17 protein-coding genes are annotated in these 16,792 nt (G+C 50.4%); 4 read left to right on the forward strand and 13 right to left on the reverse strand.

Annotated features, from left to right (window positions below; all coding sequences use genetic code 11):
• The coding region (dsbG, locus tag EA14781_RS17675; protein ID WP_042335983.1) for a thiol:disulfide interchange protein DsbG at positions 1-511 on the reverse strand (511 nt) is incomplete at its 3' end.
• A 371-nt stretch (positions 512-882) separates the two neighbouring features.
• Here dsbG and ahpC point away from each other — a divergent pair.
• Both ahpC and ahpF read left to right on the forward strand, forming a co-directional pair.
• Entirely contained in the window at positions 883-1,446 is a 564-nt protein-coding gene (gene ahpC / locus EA14781_RS17680; RefSeq protein WP_000052798.1) for an alkyl hydroperoxide reductase subunit C, read from the forward strand.
• Between the two features lie 168 nt (positions 1,447-1,614).
• Positions 1,615-3,180 carry an alkyl hydroperoxide reductase subunit F gene (gene ahpF / locus EA14781_RS17685; protein WP_010342352.1) on the forward strand — a complete coding sequence of 522 codons (1,566 nt, stop codon included), beginning with the start codon at positions 1,615-1,617 and terminating at the stop codon, positions 3,178-3,180.
• Positions 3,181-3,303: 123 nt separating this feature from the next.
• On the opposite strand, the gene uspG is transcribed toward ahpF, so the two are convergent.
• From uspG to citC, 11 genes are all read right to left on the reverse strand, one after another.
• Positions 3,304-3,732, reverse strand: a complete 429-nt coding sequence (gene uspG, locus EA14781_RS17690; RefSeq protein WP_002430225.1) for a universal stress protein UspG — start codon at positions 3,730-3,732, stop codon at positions 3,304-3,306.
• Positions 3,733-3,855: 123 nt separating this feature from the next.
• Positions 3,856-3,945, reverse strand: a complete 90-nt coding sequence (yldA, locus tag EA14781_RS26010; RefSeq protein WP_001287361.1) for a small membrane protein YldA — start codon at positions 3,943-3,945, stop codon at positions 3,856-3,858.
• A gap of 140 nt (positions 3,946-4,085) precedes the next feature.
• Positions 4,086-4,496, reverse strand: coding sequence for a nucleoside diphosphate kinase regulator (rnk, locus tag EA14781_RS17695; protein ID WP_000089736.1), 411 nt, complete (start codon positions 4,494-4,496; stop codon positions 4,086-4,088).
• A gap of 238 nt (positions 4,497-4,734) precedes the next feature.
• Positions 4,735-5,541, reverse strand: coding sequence for a ribonuclease I (rna, locus tag EA14781_RS17700; protein ID WP_002430223.1), 807 nt, complete (start codon positions 5,539-5,541; stop codon positions 4,735-4,737).
• 113 nt (positions 5,542-5,654) lie between these two features.
• A complete protein-coding gene (gene citT, locus EA14781_RS17705; protein WP_000050330.1) occupies positions 5,655-7,118 on the reverse strand; it encodes a citrate/succinate antiporter CitT in 1,464 nt (487 codons plus the stop codon).
• A 49-nt stretch (positions 7,119-7,167) separates the two neighbouring features.
• Positions 7,168-8,046, reverse strand: coding sequence for a triphosphoribosyl-dephospho-CoA synthase CitG (gene citG / locus EA14781_RS17710; protein ID WP_000062440.1), 879 nt, complete (start codon positions 8,044-8,046; stop codon positions 7,168-7,170).
• Positions 8,021-8,572, reverse strand: a complete 552-nt coding sequence (gene citX / locus EA14781_RS17715) for a citrate lyase holo-[acyl-carrier protein] synthase (protein ID WP_000550430.1) — start codon at positions 8,570-8,572, stop codon at positions 8,021-8,023. Before citX ends, citG begins: the two co-directional genes overlap by 26 nt.
• Positions 8,573-8,575: 3 nt before the next feature.
• On the reverse strand, positions 8,576-10,108 hold the full coding sequence (gene citF / locus EA14781_RS17720) for a citrate lyase subunit alpha (RefSeq protein ID WP_002430220.1): 1,533 nt from the start codon (positions 10,106-10,108) through the stop codon (positions 8,576-8,578).
• Positions 10,109-10,118: 10 nt separating this feature from the next.
• Positions 10,119-11,027 (reverse strand): citrate (pro-3S)-lyase subunit beta, encoded by a 909-nt coding sequence (gene citE / locus EA14781_RS17725; protein WP_002430219.1) that lies wholly within the window; start codon positions 11,025-11,027, stop codon positions 10,119-10,121.
• On the reverse strand, positions 11,024-11,320 hold the full coding sequence (citD, locus tag EA14781_RS17730) for a citrate lyase acyl carrier protein (protein ID WP_000695077.1): 297 nt from the start codon (positions 11,318-11,320) through the stop codon (positions 11,024-11,026). The genes citE and citD overlap by 4 nt, the downstream gene beginning before the upstream one ends.
• Positions 11,321-11,334: 14 nt before the next feature.
• On the reverse strand, positions 11,335-12,393 hold the full coding sequence (citC, locus tag EA14781_RS17735) for a [citrate (pro-3S)-lyase] ligase (protein ID WP_000467727.1): 1,059 nt from the start codon (positions 12,391-12,393) through the stop codon (positions 11,335-11,337).
• Positions 12,394-12,772: 379 nt separating this feature from the next.
• Here citC and dpiB point away from each other — a divergent pair, with 379 nt between their 5' ends.
• The gene (gene dpiB / locus EA14781_RS17740) at positions 12,773-14,431 is read left to right on the forward strand and encodes a sensor histidine kinase DpiB (protein WP_000938915.1); all 1,659 of its coding nucleotides are present in this window, start codon (positions 12,773-12,775) and stop codon (positions 14,429-14,431) included.
• On the forward strand, positions 14,400-15,080 hold the full coding sequence (gene dpiA / locus EA14781_RS17745) for a two-component response regulator DpiA (protein ID WP_000126508.1): 681 nt from the start codon (positions 14,400-14,402) through the stop codon (positions 15,078-15,080). Before dpiB ends, dpiA begins: the two co-directional genes overlap by 32 nt.
• Positions 15,081-15,121: 41 nt before the next feature.
• On the opposite strand, the gene dcuC is transcribed toward dpiA, so the two are convergent.
• Positions 15,122-16,507 (reverse strand): anaerobic C4-dicarboxylate transporter DcuC, encoded by a 1,386-nt coding sequence (dcuC, locus tag EA14781_RS17750; RefSeq protein ID WP_000955048.1) that lies wholly within the window; start codon positions 16,505-16,507, stop codon positions 15,122-15,124.
• Positions 16,508-16,792 lie beyond the last annotated feature (285 nt).

Consider the following 16,792-nt stretch of genomic DNA (forward strand, 5'->3'; position numbering starts at 1 on the left):
CTTTTGCTGCGAGGATTGCCGCGGCAGTGGCCGGGCTTTCTGGTTTTATCACGCCGACCAGCAGAGTTCGAAGCTGAACTTTACCTGATTCTACCCACGGGCGCGTTTGCTGCCAGAACTGTTTGCAATACGGGCAGAACGGATCGGCGAAGACGTAGACTACAACGGGAGCGTCCTTTTTACCGTCGAGGAGCCAGTGGGATTGTTCCATTCGCTGCCACATTTCGCGTCCGGCTGGCGCATAAATTTCTTTTTCGATAAGGGTGTTGCTCAGATTTTCGCCTTTTTCGTCATACATATAACCGGAGATGGCATGCTTGCCGTCGGGAGTCAGATAGATAGTAACTCCCATGTCCTGATACTTTCCGAGATAACCTTTCATCCCCCCTGGCGCGTCAAATGATTTGATGATTGTAATGCCTTGTTTTTCAATTGATTTTACAGGCGCGGGAAGTTCCTCTGCGAAAGCGGCTCCGGGAAGTAAGGTCAGTAAAAGTATCTTTTTTAACATTAATTTGTCCTTTTCAGTCAGTGCAAAAACGGCGTAAAAGGCATAACCTATCACTGTCATAGGCGAGAGCTTAGTCCAGATGATTGCCCTTTGTGTATGAGGGTGTTGTAATCCTTGCCGTTGCTGCATTTATCAGAGCAACACTTTAGCCTGTTGAACAGGCGCTGAAGATACCAAAGGGTAGCTCAGATTACGCGGTCACCTGGAAAGGGGGCCCTGGTTGCTTTTATCGCCTGTGGCGGTGCAAAGTTCACAAAGTTGTCTTGAGGTGGTTGTAAGGTAAAACTTATCGATTTGATAATGGAAACACATTAGCTGAATCGAATGAATTGCGTTACCTTAATCCCATCGAAAACACGGAGGAAGTATAGATGTCCTTGATTAACACCAAAATTAAACCTTTTAAAAACCAGGCATTCAAAAACGGCGAATTCATCGAAATCACCGAGAAAGACACCGAAGGCCGCTGGAGCGTCTTCTTCTTCTACCCGGCTGACTTTACTTTCGTATGCCCGACCGAACTGGGCGACGTTGCTGACCACTACGAAGAACTGCAGAAACTGGGCGTAGATGTATACGCAGTATCTACCGATACTCACTTCACCCACAAAGCATGGCACAGCAGCTCTGAAACCATCGCTAAAATCAAATATGCGATGATCGGCGACCCGACTGGCGCCCTGACCCGTAACTTCGACAACATGCGTGAAGAAGAAGGTCTGGCTGACCGTGCAACCTTCGTTGTTGACCCGCAGGGTATCATCCAGGCTATCGAAGTTACCGCTGAAGGCATTGGTCGTGACGCGTCTGACCTGCTGCGCAAAATCAAAGCAGCTCAGTATGTTGCTTCTCACCCAGGTGAAGTTTGCCCGGCTAAATGGAAAGAAGGTGAAGCAACTCTGGCTCCATCTCTGGACCTGGTTGGTAAAATCTAAATTTCCTTCGTCTTTCACGTCACCAACTCCGGCGCGAAAGAGCTGGAAATTCACCAGAATACGGGTGCTGCGGCACCCGATTTTCTTCTCTACATCATGATGCAAGCTGCATCCAGGTAGCCGAATGAGGCCGCTTGCATGATGATGTTTAAAGCCCAGGAGATAAACATGCTCGACACAAATATGAAAACTCAACTCAAGGCGTACCTTGAGAAATTGACCAGGCCTGTTGAGTTGATTGCCACGCTGGATGACAGCGCAAAATCGGCAGAAATCAAGGAACTGTTGGCTGAAATCGCTGAACTGTCAGACAAAGTCACCTTTAAAGAAGATAACAGCTTGCCGGTGCGTAAGCCGTCTTTCCTGATCACTAACCCAGGTTCTAACCAAGGGCCGCGTTTTGCAGGTTCCCCGCTGGGTCACGAGTTCACCTCGCTGGTACTGGCGCTGCTGTGGACCGGTGGTCATCCGTCGAAAGAAGCGCAGTCTCTGCTGGAGCAGATTCGCGATATTGATGGTGATTTTGAATTCGAAACTTATTACTCGCTCTCCTGCCACAACTGCCCGGACGTAGTACAAGCGCTGAACCTGATGAGCGTATTGAATCCGCGCATTAAGCACACGGCGATTGATGGTGGTACGTTCCAGAACGAAATCACCGATCGTAACGTGATGGGCGTTCCGGCTGTGTTCGTGAATGGTAAAGAGTTTGGTCAGGGCCGTATGACGCTGACTGAAATCGTGGCGAAGATTGATACTGGCGCAGAAAAACGTGCGGCAGAAGAGCTGAACAAACGCGACGCTTACGATGTGTTGATCGTCGGTTCCGGCCCGGCGGGCGCAGCAGCAGCGATTTACTCCGCGCGTAAAGGCATTCGCACGGGTCTGATGGGCGAACGTTTCGGCGGTCAGATCCTCGATACTGTGGATATCGAAAACTATATCTCTGTGCCGAAGACCGAAGGCCAGAAACTGGCTGGCGCCCTGAAAGTCCACGTTGATGAATACGATGTGGATGTCATTGACAGCCAGAGCGCCAGCAAGCTGATTCCGGCGGCTGTTGAAGGCGGTCTGCATCAGATTGAAACTGCGTCCGGCGCAGTGCTGAAAGCTCGCAGCATTATCGTGGCGACCGGCGCGAAATGGCGTAACATGAACGTTCCGGGTGAAGAACAGTATCGCACTAAAGGTGTAACTTACTGCCCGCACTGTGACGGTCCGCTGTTTAAAGGTAAACGTGTGGCGGTGATTGGTGGCGGTAACTCTGGCGTGGAAGCGGCAATTGACCTGGCTGGTATTGTTGAACACGTAACCCTGCTTGAGTTTGCGCCAGAAATGAAAGCCGACCAGGTATTGCAGGACAAACTGCGTAGTCTGAAAAACGTCGACATCATTCTGAATGCGCAAACCACCGAAGTGAAAGGCGACGGTAGCAAGGTCGTTGGTCTGGAATACCGTGATCGCGTAAGCGGCGATATTCACAACATCGAACTGGCCGGTATTTTCGTCCAGATTGGTCTGCTGCCGAACACCAACTGGCTGGAAGGCGCAGTCGAACGTAACCGCATGGGTGAGATAATCATCGATGCGAAATGCGAAACTAACGTCAAAGGCGTATTCGCTGCTGGTGACTGTACAACTGTTCCGTACAAGCAGATCATCATCGCCACTGGCGAAGGCGCTAAAGCCTCTCTGAGTGCTTTTGATTACCTGATTCGCACTAAAACAGCATAAAAAGAAGTAAGATTCACCTGCAATTGTTTAGCCGCCAGGGTCAAACCGGGCGGCTTTTTTATTGCTCATAAAAAAGCCCCGCCGGGATGACTCCGGGCAGGACTCGATACAGATTCTGCGTAATTAGCGCACGACCAATACCGGCAGATTCGCATGGCGGATTACGCTGGAGGCGTTAGATCCTAGCAGATGGGTCGAAATAGACGGGTTGCGTGAACCGATAACCACGACATCCGCGTCGAGTTCTTTCGCTAACTCGTTCACTTCGTCCCGAACACTACCAAAACGAACATGTTGTTTAATACGGGAAGGATCGATGCTGAAGTGGCTGGCCATCGTTTGCAGACGCTCTTCTGCTTCATGTTGCAGATGCTCTTCAAAACGACGAACATCAGCGGCAAAACGGTGCAAACTCAGGCTGGCGGAGCCTGGTAATACGTGAAGTAGATGGATAACCCCATCTTTTTGGGCGAGGAATTCAGCGTGACGAACGGCTTTGTCACTTAATTCCATTTCAAATACATCCACTGGCATAATGATTGTTTTGTACATAAGCATTCTCTCCTTGTTTTTGCATGAATACATAACAGCACATTATTGATTATGAATCTATCATTTGCGGAGTTGATTTGATTTTAATTAAATATCGATTCTGGAAATGAATAAAGTCAGGTGCTACCAGCGTTGTTCAAGGTACAGCACTGCGGCGACAATAATCGCTGCTATGAATATATAAAATGCTGTAATACCGAGAGCTTCGCTCATAATGGCTTCCACAGGTGATAACCTGTTCAGATTAGAACTTCGCAATAAAGAGCAAAATGATAAATCTGGTTGATATTTGAGCGGAAAGAGGATGCAGGTGCATCCTCTGAGCAAAGCGAGTAACGCTTGTGCAGATGGGATTAAAGCAGGTAGTCGCCAGCGGCTTCTGGCTGATATTCGAGTTCCAGTACTTCAAGGTGGGTTGCGGTACCGCCCGGAAGTTCCCAGTGAATGGTGTCGCCAACGCGTAATCCCAGCAGTGCGGCGCCAACCGGATCCATAACGGAAAGCTGAGTATTGCTGTCGGTCATTTTTGCCGGATACACCAGCGTGCGCACACGGACTTCGCCATCGCTAAGATTGCGGAATTTCACCCGGCTGTTCATCGTTACCACGTTGTGTGGCATCTCTTCTGGCGAACACATTTGGGCGCGATCCAACTCTGCGTTTAACGCGTCGGCGATTGGCAAACCCGCATAAGCAGGTTGTTCCAGCAGAATATCGATGCGTTCGGCATCCAGGTCGTTAATGATGATCGTTGGTCTGGACATTTTTACTCCATGTCGTCGGTACTGCGAGTGTCGCAGATAAACATACCCAAAAGAAAACCCTCACCGTCAGGCGGCGAGGGTTTAACTCACATGATGATACTGACTGTTGCCCACACTTTGAAGTGATTTACGTCACATTCAGGGAATTCCTCATTGTCAGCCTGTTGTATGAATCTTAATCAAGTCTTTACCTGAGGGATAAATCCTCGTGATGAATTAATTCTCCGTGGGCTTGCCCTTAATAGCCGACTTTATCGAGCACAAATGTTTGACCGCAGTTGCCCGGGTGGGGTTGTGGCAAGAATGAACTTGCAGAAAGTGGCGCGTTGATGGCGTCAGCTTTTAGTGAAATCTGGATTTCAGTCAGATATGCCGGGTTGCCCTGGCAAGTTAGCTTGAACGCTTTAACGTTCTCTTTACCCCAGCTTTTGGCGATGGCAGCTTCAAAAGCGCTGCGGTTCACCGTTTTACCGTAGTTATCGGCAAGAAATTGTCCGGCATCGCTCTCTTTGATCTCTTTATTCAGACGCACCATCGTACCGAAGTAAGTGTCCGGGTCAAAACCAAAACAGGCGCCATGTTTAGCGTATTCATAACGTTCCAGACAAGAACGCCCGCCAGCGCCAGGCATAACTTTACTCAGCTCAGCCGCAGTTTCCTGTGATATCCCTGTTTCTGGTGAAGAACACATCCGACTGGAGCGCGCTTCTGGCAAGTTGGGGATTGGACGGGTGGCGCAGCCAAAGCGCATCCAGCGACGTTCATCAACGCCGCGCGCTGCGACAGACTTAGGCAATCCAGGCCACAGGCCGTGTACGGTCAGGAAATCGGCTTTGTTGGCCGTTTCGGTTTGCAGGCGACATTCATCTCGTTCGTTACGATTTCGATCGTGCTGGCTTTGGCAAAATCCGGTTTGCCATGAGAGCGCCAGTACATAGCGATCAAAATCGCCATACTGTTTGGCCTGTAAGTCTGCGGCATTGCCTGAAGAGAAGGGGAGCAGAGAAGCCGCCAGTAAAGCGGTGTTACGGCAGAATGTTTTCATAATGGAGGTGAAACTCATACATACACTGAATACTATCTATTAAATCATAAAAAAGCCCGCCAGGTGGGTTTACCTGGCGGACCTGTTGATTTATTCAGCGATTGACGAACGTATTAGTTCCACATAGCCAGAATCGGCCAGCCAACCAGCAACAGCATTGAGATGTAGATCACCCCGAAGATAGCGCCAAGACGCCAGTAATCTTTCGACTTCACATAGCCGCAGCCGTAAATAATGACGCCAGGACCTGTCGCGTACGGTGTCAGGCAGCCCATGATACCGATAGACAGCACCAGCAGGATACACAGTTGTTCCATTGGTACGCCCGGAATACCTTTACCTACTGCCAGAATTACCGGCAGCATGGTAGCGGTATGTGCAGACAGGCTGGCAAACAGATAGTGCGCGAAGTAGAACACCAGTACGAGGACGATTACTGTAGCATTCGGTGAGAAGCCTTCCAGGTGCGTACTCATGGTGCTGGCGAACCAGTCGATAAAGCCAGAACGAGTTAAACCGTTAGCCATAACGACCAGCGTTGCCAGATTGACCAGCGTGTTCCATGCGCTGTTATAGCGAGTAATGTCTTTCCACGGCACAACATGTAGCGCCAACATCAGTGAAACTGCCAACAGGCCAACCGCAGTGGCGTTAATCACTTCACTGCCAAACACCCACAAACCTAAGCTGAGAATGACAAGGCCAATCAGCGTCCACTCTCTGCGAGTCAGGCGACCCATCGTTTTCAGCTCGTCACCTGCCCAGGTTGCCACTTCTTCACTGTGCGTGATTTCTGGTTTGTACAGTACGTAGGAAAGCCACGGCGCAATGATGAGTAAGATAACGCCAACCGGTAGAAAGCAGAGGAACCACTGTAACCAGCTAATCTGGATGCCGGCTATTTTGCTGACGAACTCCAGACCCAGCACGTTCGGTGCCGCGCCGGTAACAAACATGGAGGAACTCAGACTGGTACTGATGACCATCATCCACATTAAATAGCCGCCAATACGACGCGCGGAAGGATCGTTCGGGAATGATTTAAACAGCGGTGGCAGGTTTTTTATGACCGGGAAAACGGTCCCACCAGTACGTGCAGTGTTTGACGGTGTAAACGGCGCCAGCAGAATGTCGATAATGACAATCGCATAACCCAATGTCAGCGTGCGTTTCCCCATGAATTTCACCAGAAACAGGGCGATACGACGCCCTAATCCAGAAACTTCATACCCTAGTGCAAAGATAAATGCGCCAAATACCAGCCAGACGGTGGTACTGGAAAAACCTGCCAGTCCCCATTTCAGCGCTTGTTTTTGCGCATTAAAAGCGGGGTCAGCTAATTCTTTGGCATCAAATAGCAGGTAATTACTGCCAATAACGCAAATAGTGACTGCAATAAAACTGATCGCCGTTGCCGGGATTGGTTCGAGGATCATTCCGACAATCATTGCCACAAACACAGCGAAGTAATGCCACGCCTGCGGCGGCATGCCGTCAGGTACAGGGATAAGAAACATGACGCCCATCACCACCAGGGGCGCCAATAATTTCCATATATTATCTTTTGCTAAAGACATACGGGTTCTCCGACAATTTATATTTCCAAATTTATCAAGTGCTTAATTTTTAAATCTGCGCTAAAAACCAGGTAAGAATCAGTAGGTCGGCGCTACCGCCGGGACTGAGATTTCGTTCGATACACTCCCTGTCGAACTGGCGGAGATAATCGAGATCGGCGGAGGTTCGGATGCCTCCATTGTTTAATAGTGTTTGTGCCCGGCGCTGGAGCCAGCGCAGGCCACTCTCGCCGCCGCGCGATGCAACGTTGGTATCGCCGTTCATCGCCATCAGCAGCAGTAAGGTATCGAGCAATGCCAGTTCAGGATCTATCCCCTGATCCAGCAGAGTGAGGTAGTGCGGTAGGGCGTGGTTGATCACCAGCGGGTAACCCGCTTCGGCTTCACCGCGTGCGCCGGTAAGACCAAGCTGCTGGTATAAACGTTGGCCTGCCGTCAACTGTTGATTGTTGGTACGCAGTTCGCGCTCGGTCAGACCGCGGCAGAAACTTGCCGCTGTCGAACAAACGGTTTTGGGTGTTACCGGCTGGTTGAGTTGAAGTAAACGGCCAATCGCCGCGCATATCAGCCCTAAAGAAAAAATGCTGCCTTTATGGGTGTTCACACCCGCAGTAGCACGGAACATATCGCCTTCACAGGCCATACCAATTGGGCGTAATCCGCTGAGTACTGCTTCTGGCGCCATCTCTGCGCTACAGGCGCCAAATTCAATAAAACGCGGTAACCAGCTCTGAATCGCCAGCGCGCTACGATGAAAATCTTCCAGCGCCATATCTTTGTGCGCGCCGCAGTTAATACGATCCACCAGGCCAGGTTTTGGTGACAGATTGACTTCAGTCAGCATGGCGCGCCAGCCGAGCAGGGCGTAATCATCGATTAATGACGCAGCAAGCTTTGTGGTTTTAGTTGACGTTGCAGGCATCGACATCGTTCAGCAGCGCCTCCATACGGTTGAGTAAATCGGTCAGTTGATGGGTTTTCCCGCGCGCGCAAACAGCCGCGCTTTGCTCGCATAACAGACAACGGCGAGCGGGCAGTGAATAATCGCGACGGGAGAGAATTTCGCCTTCGGGCGTCAGGACATCGATATCCCACAAACGCCCGAGAGGATGGCTATGCTCAAGTTCAATAGTCGCGAGCTTGAGTTCACGGGCCGGAGCGGCAACGCTTAATAAGCCCTCCGGTCCGCTAGCGGAAACCCGTGCAGCCTGCTCCTGAATTTGCCAACCCTGTTTTGCGGCTAAAGCACACAGGGCAGTTACGCCATGATTAAAAATTCGGCGTGTTATCTCGCTGTCTTTAATCGGCCCAGGCGCAACCACGGTAAAGGAGACCAGTGGAACAGGATTGCGTTTGAGCCAGGCGTGTTGCCGTGTTTGCCTTTCATCCCGGCTGACGAGCAGCTCGGGAATAGAAACCGCATGATGGCTGGCGAGTTCAGGGAGCAGGTGCATGGTTTATTCCTTCACCTGATGCACAACATCAATCACCGAACCATCGCGGTAACGCACGACGGCAACAACGCGGTCGGTGAATTCAATCGGCTGTGGTTCGCCGGTCAGCAGACGCGCACGTTCACGCAGCCATTCAATGGAAACCACTTTAATGCCTGCTTCTTGTAGACGTTCTGCCAGCTCCGGGCGAGCCGGGTTTACAGCGATACCGTGGTCAGTGACCAGAATATCGACGCTGGAGCCCGGGGTGATGCAGGTCAGCACGTTATCCACCAGTGTCGGGATACGGCCACGTACCAGCGGCGCGACGATGATGGAAAGGGCAGAGGCGATTGCCGTATCACAGTGACCGCCGGAAGCGCCACGCAGTACGCCATCAGAGCCGGTCAGCACGTTGACGTTGAACTGGGTGTCAATTTCCAGTGCGCTCAACACCACTACATCGAGACGATCAACTGATGCGCCTTTAGAACCCCAGTTGGCGTACTGGTTAGCGCTGATTTCGATATGATTCGGGTTACGTGCCAGCGACTGCGCGGCCTGACCGTCAAAACTCTGTACGTCCAGCAGCTTACGGATTAGCCCTTTTTCATGCAGATCAACCATGGTGGCGGTGATACCGCCGAGGGCGAAGTCGGCGTGAATGTCGCGGCTACGCATTTTGTCTTCCAGGAAACGGGTTACCGCCAGCGATGCGCCGCCAGTCCCGGTTTGCATGGAGAAACCTTCTTTGAAGTAGCCCGAGTTGACAATCACATCCGCGGCGCTGCGGGCAATCAGCAGTTCGCGCGGGTTAGTGGTCATACGGGTTGCGCCCGCACCGATTTTTGCTGCATCGCCCACGCGATCAACTTTGACGATCAGATCAACCTGATCCTGTTTGATGCTGGCAGGATTGTGCGGGTAAGGCAGCAGCTCTTCGGTGAGCATTACCACCTGTTTTGCATTATCGGCATCAACCATTGCATAGCCGAGAGAGCCGCAGCAGGCTTTGCCGGTATAACCGTTGGCATTACCGAATTCATCACAGGATGGGACGCCGAGGAATGCCACGTCGATGTTCAGTTCGCCGCTCTGTACCAGATGCACGCGACCGCCGTGGGAGTGGATTTGTACCGGTTCAGCCAGCAGGCCCCGGGAGATTTCTTCCGCCAGCGGGCCGCGCAGACCGGAGGTATAAATGCGGGTGATCACGCCCTGACGAATATGCTCTACCAGCGGCGCATGGCAATCGCTCAGGGAACTGGATGCCAGGGTCAGATTTTTAAAGCCCATCTTCGCGATGACGTCCATCACCATATTGACGGTCAGGTCGCCGCCGCGGAAAGCGTGGTGGAAAGAGACGGTCATACCGTCCTGTAAACCAGAGCGACGAATCGCCTCTTCCAGGTTGGCGCATAGTTTGCGATCACGCGTTCTTTCTGCCTGATAAGTTTTCTTTGGCGAATTCTGGAAAGCGGCAAGATTGCATTCAGCGTGACGATTCCAGGCTGCTACCCGTTCTTGTCGTTGAGATTGTTCAATTTTCTGCGTCATTTGGATTGCCTTATTCTTCGCGGATGCCGGAAAGTTCTGCACGGGAGAGCACCAGACGGGCGCGATCGATAACCGGACCGTCAACCATCTTGCCGTTCAGAGAAACGACGCCGAGACCTTCGCGAGCGGCGGCTTCAGCGGCGTCTACGACGCGGCGTGCGTGATCCACTTCTTTCTGAGTTGGCGCGTAGAGGTTGTGTAGCAGATCAATCTGACGCGGGTTGATGAGCGATTTGCCATCAAAGCCCAGTTGTTTGATATGTGCCGCTTCTTGCAGGAATCCCGCTTCGTTGTTGGCATCGGAATAGACTGTATCGAATGCCTGAATACCGGCAGAGCGCGCGGCCTGCAAAATGGAACAACGAGCGAACAGCAGTTCGGTCCCTTCCGGGGAACGCTCAGTGCGCAGGTTGCGCACATAGTCTTCTGCACCGAGGGCAATACCGATCAAACGCTCGGAAGCGTGAGCGATTTCTACCGCGCGAGTAATGCCCAGCGGAGATTCGATCGCCGCCAGTAGCCCCGTGCTGCCTGCTTCACGACCGCAGGCTTTTTCAATACGCAGGATCTCTTTTTCGATATCCAGAACGTCCTGAGCTGTGTCGGTTTTCGGCAGACGCACAATGTCCGCGCCGCCGCGAACGACGGCTTCCAGGTCGTTAACGCCCCATTCAGAATCCAGCGCGTTAACACGCACGATAGTTTCAATATCGCGATACAGCGGGTGTTGCAGCGCGTGGTAAACCATGCGGCGGGCGGTGTCTTTTTCACGTAGTGCCACGGAGTCTTCGAGGTCGAACATCAGGGCATCTGCCGGGTAAATGAAGGAGTTGCTGACCATCGCGGCATTGGCGCCAGGTACGAACAACATGCTGCGGCGGGTGCGAGTTTTACGTTGTTGCAGCGAAGCGGAAATCATTGGCAATCCTCCCATGGCAGAGCCGGGATACCGCTGGCGCGCGCCAGCAGGGCTTCCAGTCGTGCACGTAAAATGCAGTCCAGTGCGCCTTTGTCATCGACATTTAGCTGTACGCCACGCACGTTATAGCGGGCGAGAACGTCAAGAATGGTGGTGCGAATTGCATCGCCAAACTGTTTCTCAACGCTGCTGTTGATTTGCAGATCGATATCCTGCGTATCGAGTGGGGCGATGCGTATCATCACATCCCCAGACTCAAGGGTGCCTGCGACGGCGGGCTGCTTTATTTTCATTTTTCACCTGTTTCTTATGCGGGGGTCTTTTGACGAACTGCCGCGTCCTGGCGGGAGTGCTCAAGCAGATTCTGCAGGTAGTGCAGCGTGGCTTCCGGGACCAGCGGCGCGATAGCCGTGAGATCGTTTTTCACCAGCAATTGACGTACCCTGGAAGCGGATATCGGTAACTCCTGGTAACGCAGCCGCTCAATTTCAACCAGTTCGATGGGCGGTGCGGGAATAGTCGGTGTTTCCAGCCAGTAGCGCATATCCTGGTTGTACTGGGCGGTAACGCGACAAAAGGGTTCAGTACCGACAAAACGGTGAGTTACGCCCAGTGCGGGGGCGAGGTACTGACGGAAAATCTTCAGATCAATTTCGGTATAACAGTGGTTAATAACGCTCTGCTCTTTAATGAAGTAGCAGGGGAACGTGGCGCGGGAGATGATGTACTCGGAACCGCGATGCACGGTTAGACGCGGAATATCGGCGGTGCCTTTTACTACCAGATTCAACCGATCTTCATAGGGGAAACGTGAAGAATCTTCTTTGACTAAAAACAGATGCAGCCAGTCGCATTGCGCCGCCGCTTGCTGAATCAGATAACGATGGCCATTGGTAAAGGGATTGGCATTCATCACGATGCAGCCGATTTTGCTCCCTTCATGACGAAACTTTTTCAGTGATTCGGCGTAGCGTTTCAGACGCGTGGCGCTGTTTTCCATTAACACCATCACTCCAGGAACGCGGGTCAGCGTGGAGAAACCGCACTGGTGGAACAGCGCCTCGTATTCAGTTTTGGTATAAATAAACAGATGCGTACAGTGTCGTTCATAGGCGAGATTTATCAGTTCAGTGGCTAATTTCAGTGCCAGTCCTTCTCCGCGAACTGATTTACTGATAGCAACGCACTTAATAATATTCCCGGCAATTCCTCCACAAGCGATGGGCTTTTCATTACGAGTTACGGTAATAAATACTTCGACGGTGGTGTCAACGCTCAAATCATTTTCATGTAGAAATTGCGTGATTTCCGCCATTCTTTTATTTTCTGAACGTTTTACGTGGGAAAAAGTATCATTGCCGAACATAATAAATAGTTTCCTGGAGGTATCTGTTGTTATCAAATTGCGACGAATGTTGCGCAATGTTGCAAGTTGATAACTTTTTATTTTCAGTCAGGAGAACGGATTGCAAGCGAGATATTTCTGTTTCTCCTTTTTCCATACATCCTAAGGAGTATTGCACCGTGAAATTTTGATTTATTTCACATAGAGTTAGTGGTTTTTTATTTATTTAATGGTTTTAAGTTTTTTAATTAATGTAATTGCGAAATGACCCGTAGGTTTAATTGATTTAATTGATTTAATGAATGAAATTTGCCACGATCATATTTAATGTTTATGGGTTCCGACTCAACATTTTAATTACATACGTCAAAGCGGTTCGGGGTAGCCCACAAGGAAAACAATGTTGCAGTTTAATGAGAATAAACAATTTGCTTTTTTCCAACGGCTGGCCTTTCCGTTGCGTATCTTTTTGTTGATTTTGGTGTTCTCGATATTTGTTATCGCTGCGCTGGCACAATATTTTACTGCCAGCTTTGAGGATTATTTAACGCTTCATGTTCGTGATATGGCCATGAATCAGGCAAAAATTATTGCCTCTAGTGACAGCATCATCACTGCAGTGAAAACGCGTGACCGCAAACGGTTAGCAACGATCGCCAACAAATTGCAGAAAGATACTGACTTTGACTATGTGGTGATTGGTGATCGTGACTCGATCCGCCTCTATCACCCTAATCCCGAGAAAATTGGTTATCCGATGCAGTTCACCAAACCCGGAGCGCTGGAGAAAGGAGAGAGCTATTTCATCACCGGCAAAGGGTCTATAGGTATGGCAATGCGCGCTAAAACGCCGATCTTTGATGATGATGGCAAAGTTATCGGTGTGGTATCTGTCGGTTATCTTGTGAGTAAGATTGATAGCTGGCGGGCAGAATTTTTATTACCGATGGCTGGCGTGTTTGTCCTGCTATTAGGCATTTTGATGCTGTTGTCCTGGTTTTTAGCCGCGCATATCCGCCGCCAGATGATGGGAATGGAACCGAAGCAAATCGCGCGCGTAGTTCGCCAGCAGGAGGCGCTGTTTAGTTCGGTTTATGAAGGGCTGATTGCGGTGGATCCACAAGGGCATATTACTGCTATTAACCGCAATGCAAGAAAGATGTTAGGGCTAAGCTCCCCTGGGCGGCAATGGCTGGGCAGACCAATCTCTGCGGTGGTCAAGCCTGCCGATTTCTTTACTGAGCAGATTGATGAAAGGCGCCAGGATGTCGTGGCGAATTTTAATGGTCTGAGCGTTATTGCTAACCGGGAAGCTATTCGTTCTGGTGATGATTTACTCGGCGCAATTATTAGTTTTCGCAGTAAAGACGAAATTTCCACTCTCAATGCGCAATTGACGCAAATTAAACAATATGTCGAAAGCCTGCGTACATTACGTCATGAACATCTCAATTGGATGTCGACGCTCAATGGTCTGTTGCAAATGAAAGAGTATGATCGCGTACTGGCGATGGTACAGGGAGAATCGCAGGCGCAGCAGCAGCTCATTGATAGCCTGCGTGAAGCATTCGCCGATCGCCAGGTGGCGGGGTTGCTTTTTGGTAAAGTGCAGCGCGCCCGTGAACTGGGGCTAAAAATGACGATTGTTCCCGGCAGCCAGCTTTCACAACTACCGCAAGGACTGGATAGTACCGAGTTTGCGGCGATTGTGGGCAACTTACTCGACAACGCTTTTGAAGCCAGTTTGCGTAACGATGAAGGGAATAAGGTTGTCGAATTATACCTGAGCGATGAAGGCGATGATGTAGTGATTGAAGTCGCCGATCAGGGCTGCGGTGTTCCAGAAGCATTACGCGACAAAATATTTGAGCAGGGTGTCAGTACGCGAGCTGATGAACCTGGTGAACATGGCATCGGGTTGTATCTGATTGCCAGCTATGTAGCGCGCTGCGGTGGTGTTATCACACTCGAAGAGAATGCTCCCTGCGGTACCTTATTTTCAATCTATATTCCGAAAGTGAAATCTAATGACAGCTCCATTAACCCTATTGATCGTTGAGGACGAAACGCCGCTGGCAGAGATGCATGCGGAATATATTCGTCACATTCCCGGCTTTAGCCAGATATTGTTGGCGGGGAACCTGGCGCAGGCCCGCATGATGATCGAGCGTTTTAAGCCGGGGCTTATCTTGCTGGATAACTATCTTCCTGACGGTAGAGGCATTAATTTGCTGCACGAATTAGTGCAGACACATTATCCGGGCGATGTTGTTTTTACCACCGCGGCCAGTGATATGGAAACGGTGTCTGAAGCCGTACGCTGCGGTGTGTTTGATTATCTGATCAAGCCAATCGCTTATGAGCGACTGGGGCAGACATTAACCCGTTATCGCCAGCGTAAGCACATGCTGGAAAGTATTGATAGCGCCAGCCAGAAGCAAATTGATGAAATGTTCAATGCTTATGCTCGCGGTGAGCCGAAGGACGATCTGCCGACCGGCATTGATGCGTTGACGCTAAACGCCGTGAGAAAACTGTTCAAGGAACCTGATGTACAACATACTGCGGAAACGGTGGCGCAGGCATTAACCATCAGTCGCACCACCGCCAGACGGTATCTCGAATATTGCGCCAGTCGCCATCTGATTATCGCCGAGATTGTTCACGGCAAAGTCGGTAGACCACAGCGCATTTACCACAATGGGTGACGTGAACATTGCCGGAGGAAGTACGCCTCCGGCATTAGTGTTTATTTGCCAGTAACTGCGGCGGCTGTTCCTGGCACCATTAACTCAGTCGCAACGATAACAATCACCAGTCCGACAAGCACCGGTACAGAGGTGCGTTTAACGACTTCAAATGGCGAGATTTTCGCCATCCCGGCAACCGCAACGACCACGCCAGAAACGGGAGAAAGGGTACGGCCCAGGTTGGACGCTTGCAACATTGGGATAGTTAAATACGCCGGGTTAATGCCGGAAGAGTGCGCCAGTTTCGGGATCATCTCAACAAACGCATAAAACGGCGCATTGCCTGAACCGGTCGTGACCGCCGCCAGCATTGTCAGGATCACCAATACCAGCATCAGGATGATACTCGCCGAACCAAACGAGGTGGCGATAGAAATCAGACTTTGAATAAAGCCGATGGTGCTAAGCCCCTGAGCGAATACCCCAGCGGCAACCAGCAGCATAACTACGTTAGCGAAGGCATCGGCCATGCCGCGATAAGCCACTTCAAGGCCGGAAAAGACTTTTTGCGTATTAAAGCTACGAATAAACTCCAGAATGGAGGCAATCAGCATACAGATCACCAGAATAGTGATGATGTGCAATTGCGGGCCCCATTTGCCGTCAAAGATGAGCACGCCAATAATTGGTGTGAACGGCAGAATGGCGTAAAACGCCGGAGCAGTGGTGGTGATTTCGCTGACATCTAACATTTCGTGAGAGATGTGCTCTTTTTTATCCAGATAACGCTGCCAGAAAAAGTGGGCAATCGCCATGCCGATAATCGCGGCAATCGAGATAGGCAGTGTCGTTTTGAAGGCGAAGTCAATCAGCGACATTTCGGAAGCCTGTGCCGCCAGTACTACGTCACCTGATGTCGGTGCAAGAATAATCGCCGCCGGTGAAGCGCAGATAGCAGCAGCGGCACCACGGCTGATACCAACGTTTACCATTACCGGGAACAGGGTTGCCATCAGTAAAACACCCAGGCCGGTTGCAGAAGAGACTGCCAGTGACATCAGACAGGCGACAAAATAAGCGGCAATCATCAGCAAATAAGGGGAATTGATGTATTGCAGCGGTTTTGACGCCAGCTTGACAACCATATCGTTCGCGCCGATATGGGTCATGTAAGCGGCAAAGCCACATAGCATCATGATCATCATGCCGAGGTCGCCGCCGCGGCTCATCAGTAATATTTTAACGTATTCAACGATGTCTGTGGCGCTGTAGCCCGTTGATTCCTGGCTGGCAGGGAGAACTTTGTGCCCCATGATGGCACTGATGATCAGTAATAACAAACCGCCAACGAATAATACTCCGGTGGCGGAATACCCTTTAATGATGTAGCGAGCTACACCCACAATAACCACAACTCCAATAAGGAGTTCAATGAATGTCAGCATAATTTTTCCTGTCTCCAGGCCCCAAAGTAAATAATAAAAAATTCCTAAAAATTAAAGAAAAAATATGCCGAATAAATCAACAGCGAATGCTGATTGAAATCAATAAAAACCACCATTAACACATTGATGTTGCTGTTTTTATACCTGGATAACAAAATTCATTTTTATAGTTAGCAATTACAGTGTAACGATGTATATAAAATGATGATTTATTGAAATGCTTTTGTTAATGGTTTTAATATGTGTTCAAAAAACGATCTCTCGTAGGTGTAAACTGATAATGGG

It is taken from the genome of Escherichia albertii NBRC 107761 = DSM 17582 (assembly GCF_000759775.1).
In the GTDB taxonomy this organism is placed as follows: domain Bacteria; phylum Pseudomonadota; class Gammaproteobacteria; order Enterobacterales; family Enterobacteriaceae; genus Escherichia; species Escherichia albertii.